23 protein-coding genes are annotated in these 16,356 nt (G+C 36.9%); 2 read left to right on the plus strand and 21 right to left on the minus strand.

What is annotated here, in order from left to right; all coding sequences use genetic code 11:
- The 13 genes from WCG23_11315 to WCG23_11375 all read right to left on the minus strand — a co-directional run.
- Positions 1–1,271, minus strand: a 1,271-nt coding sequence (locus WCG23_11315; protein ID MEI8390458.1) for a hypothetical protein, incomplete at its 3' end; no start/stop codon positions are given.
- Positions 1,272–1,619: a hypothetical protein gene (locus WCG23_11320; GenBank protein ID MEI8390459.1), complete on the minus strand. Its 348-nt coding sequence runs from the start codon at positions 1,617–1,619 to the stop codon at positions 1,272–1,274.
- Positions 1,612–2,154: a hypothetical protein gene (locus tag WCG23_11325; protein ID MEI8390460.1), complete on the minus strand. Its 543-nt coding sequence runs from the start codon at positions 2,152–2,154 to the stop codon at positions 1,612–1,614. The genes WCG23_11320 and WCG23_11325 overlap by 8 nt, the downstream gene beginning before the upstream one ends.
- The gene (locus WCG23_11330; protein MEI8390461.1) at positions 2,154–4,664 is read right to left on the minus strand and encodes a phage tail protein; all 2,511 of its coding nucleotides are present in this window, start codon (positions 4,662–4,664) and stop codon (positions 2,154–2,156) included. The genes WCG23_11325 and WCG23_11330 overlap by 1 nt, the downstream gene beginning before the upstream one ends.
- The gene (locus WCG23_11335; GenBank protein ID MEI8390462.1) at positions 4,661–5,182 is read right to left on the minus strand and encodes a phage tail protein I; all 522 of its coding nucleotides are present in this window, start codon (positions 5,180–5,182) and stop codon (positions 4,661–4,663) included. Before WCG23_11335 ends, WCG23_11330 begins: the two co-directional genes overlap by 4 nt.
- Positions 5,175–6,287 carry a baseplate J/gp47 family protein gene (locus tag WCG23_11340; GenBank protein MEI8390463.1) on the minus strand — a complete coding sequence of 371 codons (1,113 nt, stop codon included), beginning with the start codon at positions 6,285–6,287 and terminating at the stop codon, positions 5,175–5,177. Before WCG23_11340 ends, WCG23_11335 begins: the two co-directional genes overlap by 8 nt.
- Positions 6,284–6,643, minus strand: coding sequence for a GPW/gp25 family protein (locus WCG23_11345; protein MEI8390464.1), 360 nt, complete (start codon positions 6,641–6,643; stop codon positions 6,284–6,286). The genes WCG23_11340 and WCG23_11345 overlap by 4 nt, the downstream gene beginning before the upstream one ends.
- Positions 6,644–6,652: 9 nt before the next feature.
- Positions 6,653–7,162 carry a phage baseplate assembly protein V gene (locus WCG23_11350; protein MEI8390465.1) on the minus strand — a complete coding sequence of 170 codons (510 nt, stop codon included), beginning with the start codon at positions 7,160–7,162 and terminating at the stop codon, positions 6,653–6,655.
- Positions 7,156–8,118 (minus strand): Cro/Cl family transcriptional regulator, encoded by a 963-nt coding sequence (locus WCG23_11355; protein ID MEI8390466.1) that lies wholly within the window; start codon positions 8,116–8,118, stop codon positions 7,156–7,158. The genes WCG23_11350 and WCG23_11355 overlap by 7 nt, the downstream gene beginning before the upstream one ends.
- Positions 8,119–8,337: a tail protein X gene (locus WCG23_11360; GenBank protein ID MEI8390467.1), complete on the minus strand. Its 219-nt coding sequence runs from the start codon at positions 8,335–8,337 to the stop codon at positions 8,119–8,121.
- 1 nt (position 8,338) lies between these two features.
- A complete protein-coding gene (locus tag WCG23_11365) occupies positions 8,339–8,833 on the minus strand; it encodes a phage tail protein (protein MEI8390468.1) in 495 nt (164 codons plus the stop codon).
- A complete protein-coding gene (locus WCG23_11370; GenBank protein MEI8390469.1) occupies positions 8,833–11,103 on the minus strand; it encodes a phage tail tape measure protein in 2,271 nt (756 codons plus the stop codon). Before WCG23_11370 ends, WCG23_11365 begins: the two co-directional genes overlap by 1 nt.
- 85 nt (positions 11,104–11,188) lie before the next feature.
- Entirely contained in the window at positions 11,189–11,479 is a 291-nt protein-coding gene (locus WCG23_11375) for a hypothetical protein (GenBank protein ID MEI8390470.1), read from the minus strand.
- Between the two features lie 61 nt (positions 11,480–11,540).
- Here WCG23_11375 and WCG23_11380 point away from each other — a divergent pair, with 61 nt between their 5' ends.
- Both WCG23_11380 and WCG23_11385 read left to right on the plus strand, forming a co-directional pair.
- On the plus strand, positions 11,541–11,750 hold the full coding sequence (locus WCG23_11380) for a hypothetical protein (protein MEI8390471.1): 210 nt from the start codon (positions 11,541–11,543) through the stop codon (positions 11,748–11,750).
- Positions 11,751–11,752: 2 nt separating this feature from the next.
- The gene (locus tag WCG23_11385; GenBank protein ID MEI8390472.1) at positions 11,753–12,043 is read left to right on the plus strand and encodes a hypothetical protein; all 291 of its coding nucleotides are present in this window, start codon (positions 11,753–11,755) and stop codon (positions 12,041–12,043) included.
- On the opposite strand, the gene WCG23_11390 is transcribed toward WCG23_11385, so the two are convergent.
- The 8 genes from WCG23_11390 to WCG23_11425 all read right to left on the minus strand — a co-directional run.
- Positions 12,040–12,561 (minus strand): phage major tail tube protein, encoded by a 522-nt coding sequence (locus WCG23_11390; protein ID MEI8390473.1) that lies wholly within the window; start codon positions 12,559–12,561, stop codon positions 12,040–12,042. The two genes, WCG23_11385 and WCG23_11390, sit on opposite strands and share 4 nt — an antisense overlap.
- Complete coding sequence (locus tag WCG23_11395; GenBank protein ID MEI8390474.1) at positions 12,534–12,749, minus strand: hypothetical protein; 216 nt, start codon at positions 12,747–12,749, stop codon at positions 12,534–12,536. Before WCG23_11395 ends, WCG23_11390 begins: the two co-directional genes overlap by 28 nt.
- Entirely contained in the window at positions 12,746–13,972 is a 1,227-nt protein-coding gene (locus WCG23_11400) for a phage tail sheath subtilisin-like domain-containing protein (GenBank protein ID MEI8390475.1), read from the minus strand. Before WCG23_11400 ends, WCG23_11395 begins: the two co-directional genes overlap by 4 nt.
- A gap of 45 nt (positions 13,973–14,017) precedes the next feature.
- Positions 14,018–14,428 carry a Gp37 family protein gene (locus WCG23_11405; protein MEI8390476.1) on the minus strand — a complete coding sequence of 137 codons (411 nt, stop codon included), beginning with the start codon at positions 14,426–14,428 and terminating at the stop codon, positions 14,018–14,020.
- A gap of 6 nt (positions 14,429–14,434) precedes the next feature.
- Positions 14,435–14,872, minus strand: a complete 438-nt coding sequence (locus WCG23_11410; protein ID MEI8390477.1) for a DUF1320 domain-containing protein — start codon at positions 14,870–14,872, stop codon at positions 14,435–14,437.
- On the minus strand, positions 14,873–15,211 hold the full coding sequence (locus tag WCG23_11415) for a DUF2190 family protein (protein MEI8390478.1): 339 nt from the start codon (positions 15,209–15,211) through the stop codon (positions 14,873–14,875). It lies immediately after the preceding gene.
- Positions 15,212–15,214: 3 nt separating this feature from the next.
- Positions 15,215–15,724 carry a hypothetical protein gene (locus tag WCG23_11420; GenBank protein ID MEI8390479.1) on the minus strand — a complete coding sequence of 170 codons (510 nt, stop codon included), beginning with the start codon at positions 15,722–15,724 and terminating at the stop codon, positions 15,215–15,217.
- Positions 15,725–15,787: 63 nt separating this feature from the next.
- Positions 15,788–16,356, minus strand: a 569-nt coding sequence (locus tag WCG23_11425) for a major capsid protein (GenBank protein MEI8390480.1), incomplete at its 5' end; no start/stop codon positions are given.

A 16,356-nucleotide genomic window follows, 5' to 3' on the forward strand; every position in this document is an offset into this window, starting at 1 on the left:
TTTGTCCAAACCAAAGTCGTGTTGCCGGAATTATCTCTTTTGATTTGACCTTTTAGTTCAAAATCAGCGGATTGAGAGTAATCGGATTTATACGCAGAAACTCTAGCGGTAAAACCCATACAGGTTTTTGCAGGGATATCGATACCTGAAACTTGCGTGCCGATATTTGTATCGTGATTCATAGATATTTGTGTGGCATTTGTTGTAACGGCTTTCATTACAGCTTTTTCAACCTGTGCATCACCGACAGAATTTATCTGACCGCAAGCCATTGTTAATGCAATTCCGCTTCCTGAAGCTTTTGCGGAATTACCTATAACGTGTACGAAATTTCCGCCGTCAATATTGTAGTAACCTGCTACAAACGAGTTGTTGTATGACATTGAATTGCCGTACCCGCAACAAAAACCATAAGCCTCACCGCCGTTTACGTTATTGTAGCCAAATGATGCACTGTAATAACCGGCAACATTGTTATAACCTGCAGCAAAAGAACCATCACCGGCACCTCGGCAGTTATATCCGAATGCTGCGCTGTAAATTCCTCTCTTGTTGTTATTCCAGTTATCGTTAGTTATATAACCTGCTCTGAAAGCTCCTTTTGATTTATCGAATAGACATTTGTATTCATTTCCTGATGCCCATTCAGTATTGCCGTCTCCGAAGTGGAAATCTTCATTGATATTCATTCTCACAACATTATCCGTTGTTACGGAAAAGAGTCCGTTACTTCCGTTATCTGTTATTTCAGCTTTTGAATCTCCGACTTCGATTTTAGTTCCCGAAGGAATAGAGACAGTTTTAAAAGTTCCGTCATCAGCTAAATATTTACTTCCGTCACCTGAGTTTGAAGGAATAATATATCCTGAAGCAACCTGTATAGTTTTTGTTTCAGAAACATATTGCAAAGGAGCAACAGCAGATGCAACTCCTGAATCACCGGTATCACCTTTATCGCCTTTATCTCCTTTTATTCCTTGAATTCCCTGTTCACCGGTATCGCCTTTTTGCCCCTGCAAACCGTCATTGCCGGGAATACCTTGAATCCCTTGCAATCCTTGTTCTCCGATATCACCTTTGTCTCCTTTAAATCCCTGCTCACCTTGAATACCTTGCAGTCCCTGTTCTCCGGTGTCCCCCTTTTCGCCTTTTATACCCTGAATGCCCTGTTCTCCCTGCAAGCCGATAACCCCCTGCGGTCCTTGAACGCCGGACTTCAGGTATGCTTTTAATTGTTTTCCTTTTGATATTTTTACAGAGATGTTTTGCATTTAAACCTCTTTAACTGTTGAAGTTATGATAAAAGGCGAAGGCGAAATCAAATGTTTTCTGTCCCCTGCGGGAAAAACTATTACTAAATCATATAAATACCTGCCGATGGGCAAATCAGTATCTGAGGATAATATATCCAGTCTTGATTTTCCGTTAATAGAATCTGTATGTGCAGTTATCTCTTGAAAAATAAGTGCTTCGGCATCAGATTCGGATGATGATTTCTTGACAGTGAAATAAATTACAGCTCCTGTGATATCAACTGGTGAGTCTGTATCTTCATTAACGACTTCTATTTCAAGATAATCTGTGTCGCCTCTTGCTATTTGCCAATCAAAATCAGACATTATTTAACACCTCCTGAATTATCGGGAGTTCTTCCTGAGATTGAGCGTTTGCAATTTGTGCAAGCAGGGTTGCTCTTGCAACTTCCATTTGAGCTTTGTAATTCACGATTTCCAGATATGCCTGTCTTGATTGCCCGACTGTCATCTGCTGAGTTGCTCCGTAAAAATCTATCAACGGAAACGGCAATGTGTCAGTATCCTGCAGGGAAGTCGTTGCAATCATTGCACCGATATAGTTAAGCTGGTCATCAGGCTTGATATGCATTTTAATGCCGATAGTTGAATCAAGACCGTTTAAGAAAGCATTTATATAACCGGATTCAACTTCTGAAAATTTTTCACGTTTTAATTTTTCCAAATCAATGGTTTTTTCAACAACATTTTCTTCAATAACTTCAATATCTTTGCCGTATAATTCAGCAGGGACTTCAATCCAATCGGGGTAATAATCAGCTCCGATTAAATTTTCAAGTGTAGGTTGCACAGGAATATCTTTAATTCTGTTATCTTTTTTATTTATAATTTTGTAATTCATTAAAAATGTGCCTCCACGATTATTTCTAAATCCCAATTTGTGTAGGTTGGCTGCATATTGTCTCTGCCTGGAGAAATTACAATTAATCCGGAGCTTCCGGTATTTCCCGTGACAAAATCAAAACTGTTTTTGCCGGTTATAATGCAAGGGAATTCTTCGCTTGCTGAAACTGTTCTAGCCAGAGGAATAACTTTCTGTCCCACAATAAAAATGCTTTCAGCGATTTTGCAAACTAACTTTAAGCTGATTCTAATATTATCCGTGCCCAAATTATGATTTATCGCAGTGGTTGTATTGCATTGAGGACAAGGTATTTTAGTATAAAATCTTCTGTTAAAGGCTTGCGTTATCGGTGTACCCAGAACTCCGGTAGTTTTTATTGCTGCTGCTGCTTTTAAAAATTGTTTGTCAGTTAATAATCCCGAGATTTGTTTTAACGCTTTATACGGTATTACACTAATATCCAGACCATAATCGCCGTCATTGCCAAGAGGAATAGTATAATCTTGCGTAATATTTCCTCCGCTGTAGCTGACCGGATACCAAAAATTAATATTATTCAGCCAAGTGTTATATTGGCTGTAACCGCCGACTAAATTGATGTTTGGCTGAAAGTAGTAATACAGAAAATTTGTTGTATTTATAATTTCTGTGATGCCGTTAGACGGAACCGATCCGAGTGAAGTCCAGCTTGTGCCGTTGTTAGAACCAAAAATACTGACTATAGAGTTACCGCCGAGTCCAAAGTTTCCCGGACCTTCAACCTGAACTTTATTTATAGCGATTGCGCCGATATTTGATTTGACTACAAATCCATAAGTGGGATTTGTTCCTTCAGGGAAAGTAACAGAGGTTCCTGCATTTCTGTCCATCAAGTAATATGCTGTCGTAACGCCAATATCTGCATACGGAGTGCCGGAATTAAAATTACATACCCAGCAATCAAAACCCTGTCCTGAATTAGAAGTCATTGTAGGAGATGCTTCATTTGATGAATATGCCGTTTTAACGCCTGTGGCTATTGCAGAATAAGTGCCGTTTGATAATTTAGTTAAATTATTTTCTTCAATGATAAATGTATAAGGACCGTCATTTGTTAAACCTGTAACATTACCGATTTGCGATATTTCATAGATTTTTCCGTTCGGGAAAGTTGCTACAAGATTTGGAGCAACATAAGTCAAACTGCCGTCAAATACTGTATTGTTGCCGATAACAAATTTCGTTCCCGACATATCAATATTGCCGGCTAAATAGTTTGCAGAAGCATTTGATGCGCCTAAAATTAATTGAGTAATATTTGCAGTAACAACAGTATTAGTTGTCACTGTAAGTTCGTTTGTCCAGCTGATTCCGTCTGTTGACCAGTCAACTTTATGTGCTGTGCCTGTAAAGTAAAGCTTGATGTAATAATATCCTGTAGTATTCCAATCTGCTTTTACTCCAATACCGACACCGTTTGTTGCTCCGTTTACAATATCAAAAGCCGTTAAATTTGAAGATAAATATAAGGCAAGTTTATTTGCTGCGGTTCTATCGAGTTTTATAGTAAAGTTACCGCCTCCGCAAATCAGCGTGTATAAAGCAGTGATAGTGTTCCATTTGACTTTTTTAATTATGCTCCAGCTTCCTGTACCGAGTGTATTTACTTTCGGGAAGTATAAATACTGATTCGTGCCGTTTAAGGTGTAAATATTACTTAAATAAGTCGGTGTGCCATATCTTTGAACATAACCGTAGAAATAATCTGAATAATATTCAGTAGTTCCGACTGCAAAAGAAACGCTCGACTCATCAACTTTTTTTATAATATTGCCTTTACCAAAAGCATCTCTATTTCCTGAATTAACAGAATATGGAACATAGAGATCAGGTCTGATGGCGGAGAATTTTGCATCAATTTCGGTTTCTGTATAATATCTGTCATCATGCAAGTGTGAAATATCGGATTTTTGAGCAAATATACTCGCATGAGCATTCGGGTCAGTAATATGGTCTGATAAATCTCCGTTTATTTGCTCAGAAGTTTGAGTAATCTGCTCTGTTACAAAAACCTGAGTTGCAATAATCTGACTTGAAGCTGTTAAAACCGCTTGAGTTAAAGGATTTGTATAAATAATTTTTGGAGTAAAAGTCAGGGGCTGATAAAGTCCTGATTCAAGAGCGAATTTGTCTTGTGCAGGAAGTTTACAAATCAGAATTAAATTATTATTGTTGTCAAAAAGTCCGAGTTCTCTTACTGTAAAACCACCTACATCAACAGGGATGCAGCATTTATACAAGACTTCATTTTGTGCAGCAGGATTAACTAATATTTGACTTAGCGAACCTTCTGTAAAATATCCTGTGTATCTTGAATTCACAAGGTTTGTTTGTGTTTCAAGAGGTGTATAATATTGCCCGTTTGAATCTCCCACTTTAAAGTGGGAAATATTAAGCGGAGTTACTCCTGCTTCAGCGAGTGCTTTTTTTTGCTGTCCGATTATTGTTAAAATATTTTGAAAAATCATAGAATACTTACCTCGTTTTCCGCATTAAGATAAGTCAGCCAATTGGGGCTGCAATTGAATTTCGCTTCTATATTTAATTCTTCCAGTTTACTTCTGACATTTTTGTACTCGTCAATCATATTTATTAAATTTTTTGTATCGTAAGAACTGTTTTTTAAAAGAACAGATACTCTGAAATGAAAAGGATCTCCCTCGTATTCAAACCACTCTTGAATAGTGCCTTCAAGGTTTAAAACCTTAAGAACATTTTTCACTGCAGCTTTAGTGCCTTTAATTTTGTGAATTTTAACTGATTCTTTTATGAGTTCCCTCTGTTTTTCTTGAGTAGAAGAAAGTTTCCAGCCTTCATTTCCTGTGACATGAAATTGTTCTGCCAGATGTGGAAGGACGGAGGCTTCAACGTTATCAATCAGATAAATTAATAGTGGCGTTAAGTCTAAAGTTCCGAGCCTGTCAAATAGCTCGTTAAAAGCCAGACTTGATTCATCTTTTATAGGTATTAATGATTCATTAACCATTTGTGTAACCTGCAATATTTATCTGATAACCTGTACAGTTTGCCCATTGGTGTTCATCAATTACAGTGAAGACCGGAAAAGTTAAATCAACTTTGTAAACTCCGTAAATGCTGTTTAAAATGCTAATAATTTGAGTCGGGACAATATCTTTGCCGAGTTTTGATTTTAAATCGGCAATGTATTTTTCGATTTTTGAATTTACTTCGCTCATAACACTTTGAGAGTCTGCAAAATCGTATAAAATCAAACCGGCATTGATTATGAAATCAATTTTTTGAGGTGATTCGACAATAACCTGATCCGTTAAAGGTCTGACTTCTTCGTCTGTTAATATTTCTTCAACCAGAGAAATTATTTCCTCTGAAGGGTTGCCGGATTTAGTGAGCGGATAAACTTTAACCACTCCCGGGCTTGGACTTAGAATTGAAACGTCAATAATATTTTGATGAGCGGTCATTGCCCAATATCTGTAAGCTCCTTTACTGCCTGCATTTGAAAACTTTTCAGGAGCTTGTTTTATTCGCTCACGCAATGAATCATCCACTTCAATATCCGCTCCGCCTGAAGTTTCTGTGGTGTTTTCTGCTGTATTAATATACGCAAGAGGAGTTATTAGATTTTTAATTTCACCGGACAAATATCCGTTTCCGATTATCCCCTCGGTTTGCGCTTCCGATTCAACTTCTACAAATAACTGTCCTGCGAGGATAAGAAAGTCCTGAATCGTTTTAAATATTACTTTTCCGTCTTTTGATTCAACTTGAGTATTCGCAGGAATAAGAACATTAAAAGTTTGAATTTCTAAAAGACTTAATTTTATTGTAGTCATCGCAGGTTTTGCTTCAATTCTGTAAACTCCGACAAGTTCTCCCAGATAATCGAGCATCGGATATGTTGCAAAATTAACAAGATTTTGCTTGGCAGCTTCTTGAATTGCTATTCTTAACAAATTTTCTCTGTAAACACCAACATCGATAAGGATTCTTTCAATCTGTGCAGGCTGAAGAGTCTTGCCTGTTTTTAATTCGTAAAGTGCAATCCACTCCTGCGTTATTTTACTAATATCTCTTTCTATAAAACTTGGTTCAGGTAGAGTTGAAGTCATAAAACAACCTCCAGAATTCCTAGAGTATCAGTATTTTTAATCTGTCTGTCAATACTCAGCTTTATATTCTCGTTATCAATTTCTGCTGTTATGGAATTAATCTGTACCCGTGTTTCCCAGATATTTATCGCATCCATTGCTTCTCGGATAATATTTGGAATTGCAACATTAACAGGAGCATCGATATACTGCCAAATATCAGAACCGAATTCGGGCCTGTGAGGAACTGAACCTTTTCTTGTCATAAGAATTATTCTTACGCACTGGTCGATATCATCTGTTCCCTCAACAACAGAACCGATTTCATTTAATTTTGGCTGCCAGTCGACAGATTTAATTTGATTTAGATTTGTCATTGTAAAACCTTATTGTTGTTGGTTTGGAACTTGAGTGACTGAATTTGTTTCGTTATGTTTATGCCCGTTATAAATATTTCTAATTAATTGCATACTGCCTTTGTGGTCAATAACTTCGCCTTCTGAAACCACGCCTGCGCTATTTAGCAATAATCCGGAGTGATTGATAAGTGCATGAATATTTATTGTTTCGCATAAAAGGTTTAATACATGTTCTTTTCTGTCATATTCGAACTCTGCCCCATCTTGAAATTTAACAGACACTTTATCCTTAGAAATAACAGGGCATTCATCCATTCCTGAATAAATCGAACCGAGAATAACGCCTTCTTCAATGTTTTTATCCATAAGGCAGACAACCTGCTCACCTATATCAGGGAGAACATAGAATTTATCCCTGTAAGTTTTTGACTGCAGGACAGATAGCCAGAAGGAAACCATTCCGTCACTGTCTTGAAACTGTACTCTGGCACAGGCTTTTAATTCATCGATGTTTGTTACTATGCCGAACCTTAACATTTTTCTGCCTCCAATTCTGTTTTGTATCCTGAACTTCTGTCGATGGTGTGCTTTGCACTCTTGATGTGATATTTTCCGCTTAATTTATAAAATCCTTTAATTTCGATATTTAACCCTGCAACAAGATGCGGATTTCCCATCAAAGTGATTGTTCCTTCAAGAGAGGAGTTTTTATTCATTGCTGCCGTTGCTTTTAAAATTGCCTGTTCTTTATTTTCGCAGCGGGTGTTAAGTTTTAAAGTGTCTGCCCTTGCTGAATTACCTTGTATATTTGATGTAACTGTTTTTTTACTTTTCGGATCGTGGTAGGACACTTCACAGGATTTATACTGGTCGTGAGTTTTGTCTTTGAAGTTGTATGAAATAATGTCTTTTCTGTTGATGATTAGAGCCGGCGATTGGCTTTTTAGCTTTGCAATTTCATAAAATGTCAGTTTATTGTCGGACACTTTAAAAATATATCCGTATTCTTCTGCTAAATTTTTAAGAAACTCCAAGTCCCGCTTGTTATTTTGTGTAATTCTTTTGATTTTAATATCTTTAACATTGCCGACAAGTTTTAAGTTATGTTTATTTGCAATTTCCTGACCAATTTGCAACAGCGTTTTATTCTCATAAGCAACAGAGTTATTTTGCCGTAATGCTTTTTTGATATTAGCTGCAAGTGCTTTTAAATTTATAGTGTCAGGCGGAGCAGAAAATTCCATCTCGTCAATTTCAAAACTTCCGCAGTTTAGAAGTTTTTCATTTTCATAACCAATATTTAATTTTAAAGTGTCGCCTTTAACCGGATACCAACTTGATTTCCAAAGATGCTCTTTGTCTTCCAGCTGAATTTCCACTTCATCGCTTTGCCCATGTTCAAAATCGGAATAAGTAACAGACAAAACACTTGGTGCAATGCTTGCTGTAATGTCTTTATTCTCATATTCGATTTTAAATACAGGTTTTAGCATTTAATTTCTCCAAGGCGGTAATTCGAACTGAATCTGATTATTGTCATCTATTACAGGGATTTTTAACTTTAATCCTGACGGTAAGATTGGTGTGATTGGTATTTCGGGATTTTCAGTGATTATTCCTTCATAAAGGGTTGCATCTGAGTAAAAGTCATAAGCGATCAAATCCCAGCGGTCGCCGTCTTTTGTGATGTATTCGTAAAACTCTTGAGGCATCTTATTCCTGCCTTACTATTTGCTTGGGTGTTTTACTTTGGGACAAAGTTTTTTGAGAAGATTTTTTGTCATCTTTTTTCTTTGCTGTTTGTTTTTTGGATTTCTTTTTAACTTTTAAATATTCTGTAAACCATTCTCTAAGTTTGATTTCAGCTTCTATCGAGATTAAATTTCCTGTTTTATCCGTCTGTTGAGTGGTTGAAGTTATTTCCTCGATGACGTATTTGCCCAGATATTTACCGTTGCCAAGAATAAACGGCATTTCTTCATGTAATCTTGCAGCATCCTTAATTTTTTTAATTTCCGTTTCAGGAACACAAAATGAAGAGTGAAAATTTAGTTTTATTGTCAGGGTATCAAGTTCATCGCCCATAAATTGAAGCTTCGGTTTAGATTCGATAGTCTGATGCTCAACGAAATTGTGCTTTTGCGTTTCTTCAATTCCGTTAAAGTAAGTTATCAGGTTAAATTGAATATTTCCCAGCTGTGCAAACATCAGTATGCTAACCTCATATTTCTTTGTTTTTCGGCTTTTACAATTTTTAAAACTTCGTCTTTATGTTGTTTCAACATCTGAAGGAAGTCTTCTTTATCCTGCGGTGATGCTCCGTTAATTGAAACAATCGGATTATAGTGAATTGAAACTGCTCCGCCTGAGTTTCCCTGTCTTGAATTCCCCATTGATATCGGATTGGATTTGAAAGAAAGTGCTTTATTCATTGCAGATATTAGAGGAGCAGGTTTTAAAGTTGCGGCGATTGTTTCTATGAGTTTTATTTTATGCAAATCTTTAAGAGGTCCCATTTTTGCCGGCGAGTGCGGGAGATGATCTCGTATAATTTGTGCGTGTTTGCCTATTGCTTTTTGGGTTTGACCTGTTTTTGACAATAATCCGAAGGATAGAAAGTCAGCGACTTTTGCTCCGAGTTGAAACATTTTTTTTATTAAATCAGTTATTTTAAGAATAATTTGTGCCAGAACTTTACCGAATTTAACTCCCATTTTTTCTGCCGCACCTCCTGTATCTTCAACAGGTTTAATCAAATTTTTAAACCAGTTATAAACAGCTTTTAACGGTGCAAGTATTGGTGTAAAGGCTTTGGCAAGGGAAATAAAAACTGGTTGGAGCGGCAAGAGTCCTTCTTTTAATCCTTTAAATACACCTCTGAAAAATCCTGTAATAGGTTTCCAGTATTTGTAAATAAGGAAAGCGACTGCTGCAAATGCCGCTCCAATCCAGAAAATAGGAGAGGTAAGGATAGTGAGGGAAAGTAAACGAAACCCGCCTGTTATTCTTTTAAGATCAGCAAGAATACTTGGTTTAAATGAAAATTTTGATAAATCTATGCCGAGTGGATTGCCGGCTTTTTTCAGGCTTTCTATGATTTTGAAATTATGAGCAGTTGTGTTTAACCCCATAAATTCTAATAATTTTATGTAATTTTGTTTTATTACAGGAGTTAAATCTCTTGCGACTTTAAGCAGGGTGCCGTAAGTTTTAACAAGATTGCCGATGATAAAAACAACTCCTCCCAATGCTGTCAGCAAAAGTCCTCCTCCTGTGAGTCCAATAATTGCTGCGAATATTCCTTTTTGAAGAATCGGGTTTTGATTAATTTTTTCAAGGAGGCTGTTGACGTTTTTTAAGGGGTCTGCAAGATTTGGCAGAACCAATTCCATCATGTTGATTTTTAACTTGCCCCATTGCTCCAGAGTTGTCTTCATCATGTTTTGATAATCACTGTCGACTATACCGTTTGCAGAAAGTGCAGATTTTTTTATTCGTTCGTATTCTTTAAGATTTTTCATCATTGGTTTTATGAAATTTAAAACCTGCATATCTTGAAATATCTGGGAAACCTTAAACACATCTCCGCCTGTTGCTCTTTGGATAATATTAAGGACTTCAAGTATCGGGTCTTTGCCTTCTGCTATAGCTTTTAAAAGTTCTGACTTTAAATCTATGCCGAACTTTTTACTAAAGTTTTCTATGGTTTGAGGTGCAGTGACTTTCTGCATAAAGTTTTGCAAATTATTTGCAGCTTCTGGAGCGTCTTTTGCTCCTTTCATTGCAATTTGAAGAGCAGCACCTAGTTGAGCAACAGCAGGAACACCTTTCATCCCGAGCATAGAAGCACTTGCAGTCAGTCCCGGAAACTCACCAGCCATATCCTTTAATTCAAATCTGCCTTCTTTTCCTGATTGTGCAAGAATATCCATTGTTTTAGAGAGTTCTGATACTGGAACTTTTAAATTGTCTGTTACAGAAAATGCAGTTTTTGAAATATCTATTATTGCCGCTTGCTCTGCCGTTGCGGTTTTTCCTATGACATTCATATAATCAAGAGCTTTTGTCGGATCGACTCCAGAAGCTACAAGTACGCTTAATCCTTCGATAATGTCAGGTCTGAATTGGTTTGTGTATTTTGAAATTGTCCCAAGGCGTTTATCCATTCCCAAAAGCTGTTGTTCTGTTAATTGCCCGACATTTCCGAGTTCTCTTAATCTATGCTCCATTTCAAGGGCTTGAGGAATTGCTTCCGTTAATCCCAGAGAATTAGCAAGTCCGAGACCTCCGACAGTCATTCCTGCTCCGACTCCCATCATTGTTTTTCCGAGGTTTTCCATCGTTTCTGAGGTTTGATGAATTTTTTTCTGAAGTTTGTCAAATTCTTGATTAGACTCGCTGACAGCATCTTTAATAACCCTTGACATCTTGTCAAAAGCGATAAGGGTTAAAGATACTTTCATCATATTGTCTAACATAGTTCTTCAAGTTCCTCGGTTGTTGATTGCTTGTACTTAATTGCTTCTTGAACCCAAAATTCAAGCTCGGAGAGTTCCATTTGCTTTATTTCGCTGTATTGCCATCCTGTGGTTTTGGCGAGGTGGATGATGCATTCTGCTGTAACGACTGAAACTTCCCCGACATTTCTGCCTGCAAAGTAAGCACATCTTCAAGTGACATTTCTAATAGGTCTTCATAAATTACAGTTTCACCGTCTATTTCAGTAATTTCTGCAATAAGTGCATAGAGAATTTCTTCAGGCGTTTTAGCTTTTCTCTGTGCGTTTAAAAGGTCTCTTCCTTTGCCGTCTTTGAATACGGCTGTTTTTCCGCCGGGTAATAAGATTTGTTTCATGATTGCTACCTTTCTTGAATTAAGATATTATTGAGTTGTAAGTGTGGGGGAGAGTGTATAGATGTTGGATTTTAAAGATACTTGCGAGTTGGTAAATTTGATTTCTGAAGTGTCTAAAGGCGTTGACAAAAGAGCCGTTGCATACGAAAACAGCGAATTAATGAATAAAATTTTTAAATTTACGAGAACCGTTGATCAGAAAGAAAAAGCCTACAGGCATATTCTTGATTTTATTTCTGACTATTGGGAATATATGGCTGATAGAGGTTAGTTATGCACGATTTTTTAAGCGATTCTTTAAAAAGAGCTGGTAGAAGAGATTCGATACGTCCATTTTTATCCTCGCTTAAGCACTTGATTGAAAATGAAACTTTTGTCGATGCTCAAGAGAGATTGATTGAAATCATAGAGAAAACAGGTTTTAGTAAAGAATATTTATACGATATTTTGGATTATAAAGTTGAACCGAGTTTTCATGAGATTTCAAAAATATTGATGGCACTTGATTATAAGTTGATGGTTCAGCCGATTATAATGCCATCTAATTCGAAAAAACAGCTTTAAGCACCGATGTTATTTCTGTAAGTTTCAAGAATATCGACCCCTTCTACTTTGTAGATGTTCTCCAGAACATCAATTTCAAATATTTCTTCACCTCCTACTATTAATTTTGCGTAATTAACACTCATAGTTGTTTCGTATTCGGCATTATCCTGCGGCTTAAAGTTTCCCAGAGGAAATTCTTTAAAAGTACCCATTAAATATGCTACTGCAGGAACTTCTGCTAATTTGCCCATACTGTTGTAAGTTTCTAAACTTGCCCTTGCTTGAACCTGAACTGCTTTAAAAGGATTTGCCGCTTTTTTCAGGACTTCTGTATAAAGAGCGTTCCATTTGATTTTGCATTCCAGCTTGTCTATGCCTGCAAAAAATTCAGCCGAGCCAACCATACCGAGTGCTTTATGCTCCGCCATTTTGTGTTTTATTTGCGGAAGCTGGATTTCTTCTGCCCTGCCAAGTAAATTATTGCCATCCATGTAGATGTTTGCGTTTGTTAATCGGTTAATTTTGATTTTTGACATTGTTTATTACCTCTTTTTTTATGCAATCTGCAATAGTCAATTCTTATACTTTCAGACCTCAAAGCCGTTACATTATCTTTTAGAGTGTGTATTAAGGGACATCTGGTTTTTCTTGTACAATCCAGACAAAGGTCTAAATCCTCCAAGACTACATAAAATGAACCGTTTCCGTTAAATTTAACTCTCATTGCCCTAAATTCCTTAGTAATTCAATATTTATAAAGCTTTCGAATGTTATTCTTTCTGCCGGAGTCGGCGGCATAAATTCAATGTCGAATGTTAAATGTCCGTTTGCTATTTCTGTTGGGGAGTTTTTTGCAGAATTAAATTTACATTTGCCGTCTATCAAAGCTCCTCTTCCGATAAGCGTGCGAATAAAGGCATTAACGCTCTCGCAAATTGAATCGATAAGTCCGTTGTCTATCGGGTAATCAATAAATTGCAGCATCGAATATTCGACACTTTCGTGGATAATGTCTGCCGTTCTTCTGATATTGATAAAATTAGTCGGGTCAGTATTTGTCGGATAAGCGGAGCTTCTATTTCCCCAAGTTCTAAAGCCTGAACCGAAAGAATTAAAGACTGTTAAGATTCCGGCTTCGTTTAAAAGATTAACTTCTGAGGTAGAATCGTTAATCATAGAAGTCAGATTTCTTTCAACACCGATAATTCCTTTGATTTCAGTATTTGATGGTGACCAGTGATAGCCCTTCTCTATGTCCTTAGCTGCTATAACTCCAGCAAGCCTTTGGGAGTATGGTTCCAGCTTTGTTGTGTTGCTTGCAGTGTCATGAACTTTTAATTGCGGATAGCATAAAACCAACCTGTCAGAAGAAAAATTAAAGTTAATAGTTCCTGATGCACCTCTGCCGGTTATTGCTTGAGATGGTGTTGTTCCGACAGGAGCGTCTATTAATCCTATTGCTCTGATATTTCCGGCAACCGCATTTATTTCTGTTGCAACTGCTGTATCTTCACAATATTTTGGTACAATAATTGTTTTTGGATAAAATCCAAAAAGTGAATACGAATCTTTAAGTGCTTTTAAACCTGTGCGTTTGCCTTGAGTTGTTACCGTTCCGATAATATCTGAAGTTTGCACACCGGCAACTGTTTCATGAGTTACAGGATCAAAAACATTTACAACAATTACAATTCCTGCACCCTGATCGAAAATTGCATTTAAAGCAGCAGGAATAGTAAATCCGCTGGTCGGTTGTCCGAAATATAAAGCGGCATCGGTTTCATTAGTGATTAATACCGGCTGGTTTATTGTTTTGTAATCTGCTGCGACTGTATCAATCGGTGCTGTTCCTACAAGACCGATAACTGCAGTCTTTACTGTCCTTATAGTGCGAACGCCTTTTTTGATTTCTATTGTTTCGACTCCGTGCAAAAAGTTTGCAGGCATAGGTTTTTGCCTCCGTATTTTTAAAAGTATTTTATTTTTTGTAAGCTAAGTTTCTTCTATTGTTGGTGTTGTTAAACTAAAATTTATCGAATACTGCCAGATTCCGTTGTTTTCAGAGATAAAATCTTCTTTTACAGGCTGCATTTTAGAACAAACAAGAGGTCTGAAACCTGTTAAAATCTGCCTGACCTTATCAAGGTAGAAATATGAACCATTGTGGTTTCTGAGATTTCTTGTAACTACGGTGATAGAAAATTCAAGTTTTTTGTCCTGATAAATACAGCCGACACTTTTTGAATCCGAGTAACTTCCGCCCTGATAGTGAACCAGTATTGCGCCTGTCGGATGGGTTAATCTAAACTCTGACGGTTTTTCAGGAAAGCCTTCTATGTGCAAATCAGCGATTTTGCTTTTAATTCGCTCAATTATTTCATTTTCTATCTCGTTAATAGTCATATTTCGTTACCTGTAAAATTTGTTAATAAAAGATTTTGTGAAAATCCTGTCACTTGAAGTTTTGTTTGTCATATATTCTCCACGTTCGGGAGGTGAAGCAGGGACTTCAATTCCAAGAGAAATGATTCCTTTTTGAATCTGCTCCAGCAGTTTTACTGAATTTTTATACTTATCATTAATAGATTCAGGCATATCAGTCTGAAATCTTCTTGAATAAAGCCTAAAAACCGTTAAATCTGCCGCAATAATCTTGATTAATACAGGAATGGTTGCTAAAGGAAGTGTGTACCTGCCTCTTAAATACCCGTCAATGAGAGTTTCCGAATACAGAATTGCTTCATCGACAATTTCAGTATTGATTTCATTTGCCTGAATATCGTCAGTAATTTCAATCAAAGTATTTTCAGAAACTTGCTGTTTTATGTCATAAAGAGTGCAGTACATTTAAATTCCTCTGATTATTCTGATAATCTCACCTGCTCCTGCGGCAGTATCGAGAGTATAACCGTTTGATTCTCCTGTTGTATAAGCAACGGCACAGCCGTTAGCATCTGATGCAACACGAGTTCCTGCAGTGATTGCACCGGCTGTTTGCACTAACAAAATTCCGAATAAAGCAACGGGAGCATATTGTCCTGCTTCGATTTCAACATCTGAAACACCGTAAGCTTTTGCGTTGGCGGCACAATAATTTCCGTCAAAGCCGATAAATCTTTGCTTTTCGATATTTACCGCTACTTTTAGTGTGTCGATTAAAAGTGGTTTGTATAATCTTTCTGCCATAATCTATGAAACCCTCATGTTTGGAGGTGGAGTAATTTGTGTAGTTTTTTCAGAAGTTGCTTCGACCGTTTGTGCAGTCTGTACGACTGTTGGCTCTGTTTTGACTTCAATTTTTGCAGGTACAGCTTGAGTAGCAGGAGTTGGAAATGTTTGATTTCTTTTGTCCTGATTTTGCCTGTTAATCTGCTGGTATTGCTGTCTGTTACTGCGGTCTTTTGTCCTGTTATAGTTATTTTGCTTTACAGGAATAGTATTTGCTTGCTGAACAGTTGGAGCTAAATTTGTTACCTGAACCGTAGTTTGAGCAGCAGATTTGTTATTAGCAGCTTCTTTTTCCTGTTTTTCCTTTTCTTTTTTTAATTCTTCAGCCGGAATTTCAGGCTCTGCTTTAATAAATTCCAAATAGTCTGCAAGCCTTTCTGCATCAACTGTTCTTAGTTCTATGTTTGAACCGTTTGGGTACAGTTTTTCACTGTGAAAAATATCTGTTCCTTTGATTTTGTATGTAGGCATTTTTTGCCTCCTATATTTTTTGGGGTAACTCAAAATTTATTTAAAATATTTGCAATAATTTGATTAGTTGGTATCGGAAATTAAATATCCTGCATCGGCTCCGACCATAAACGGTGTGTAAATATCCGTAGCCCTGATATACCTGACTTTGTTGCCTTCACGTTGGTACTCGTCAATGTTAAGAGAGTTTTTCTTTTTGATTAAATATGCAAAAGACGGGTCATACTCTGTTCTTGAACTTAATTGAGGAACATAAGCAAGGATGACATTATCTCCCCATACTTTTGTAAAATTTCCTGCTCCGTCAACAAATACGCTTCTGCCGATTACTATATTAGGTATTTCAAATATTTCTTTGAGGAAATTAACAGTGACAATCTTGTTTTGAGTGTCGCTTATTAATTTGCGGAGTTTTTCATTTCTTTTTAATTCTTTCCAAGCTTCATGACCGATAACCATTGTATTCGGATCTTGTGCAATTTTGCCGGCAATAGCATCTTTAGCTGTTTCTATTATCTCTACAGGGTCGCAATTAACCTTATCAGAAAATTTAGATGTGCCGGAAAGAACAACTTTGCTGCCTGTAGGATAATTATTAGGATTTTGCGCCAATTCAGCGCAAAGTTTTTCCT

The sequence above is a fragment of the bacterium genome (assembly GCA_037147175.1).
Taxonomy (GTDB): Bacteria; Cyanobacteriota; Vampirovibrionia; order Gastranaerophilales; family UBA9971; genus UBA9971.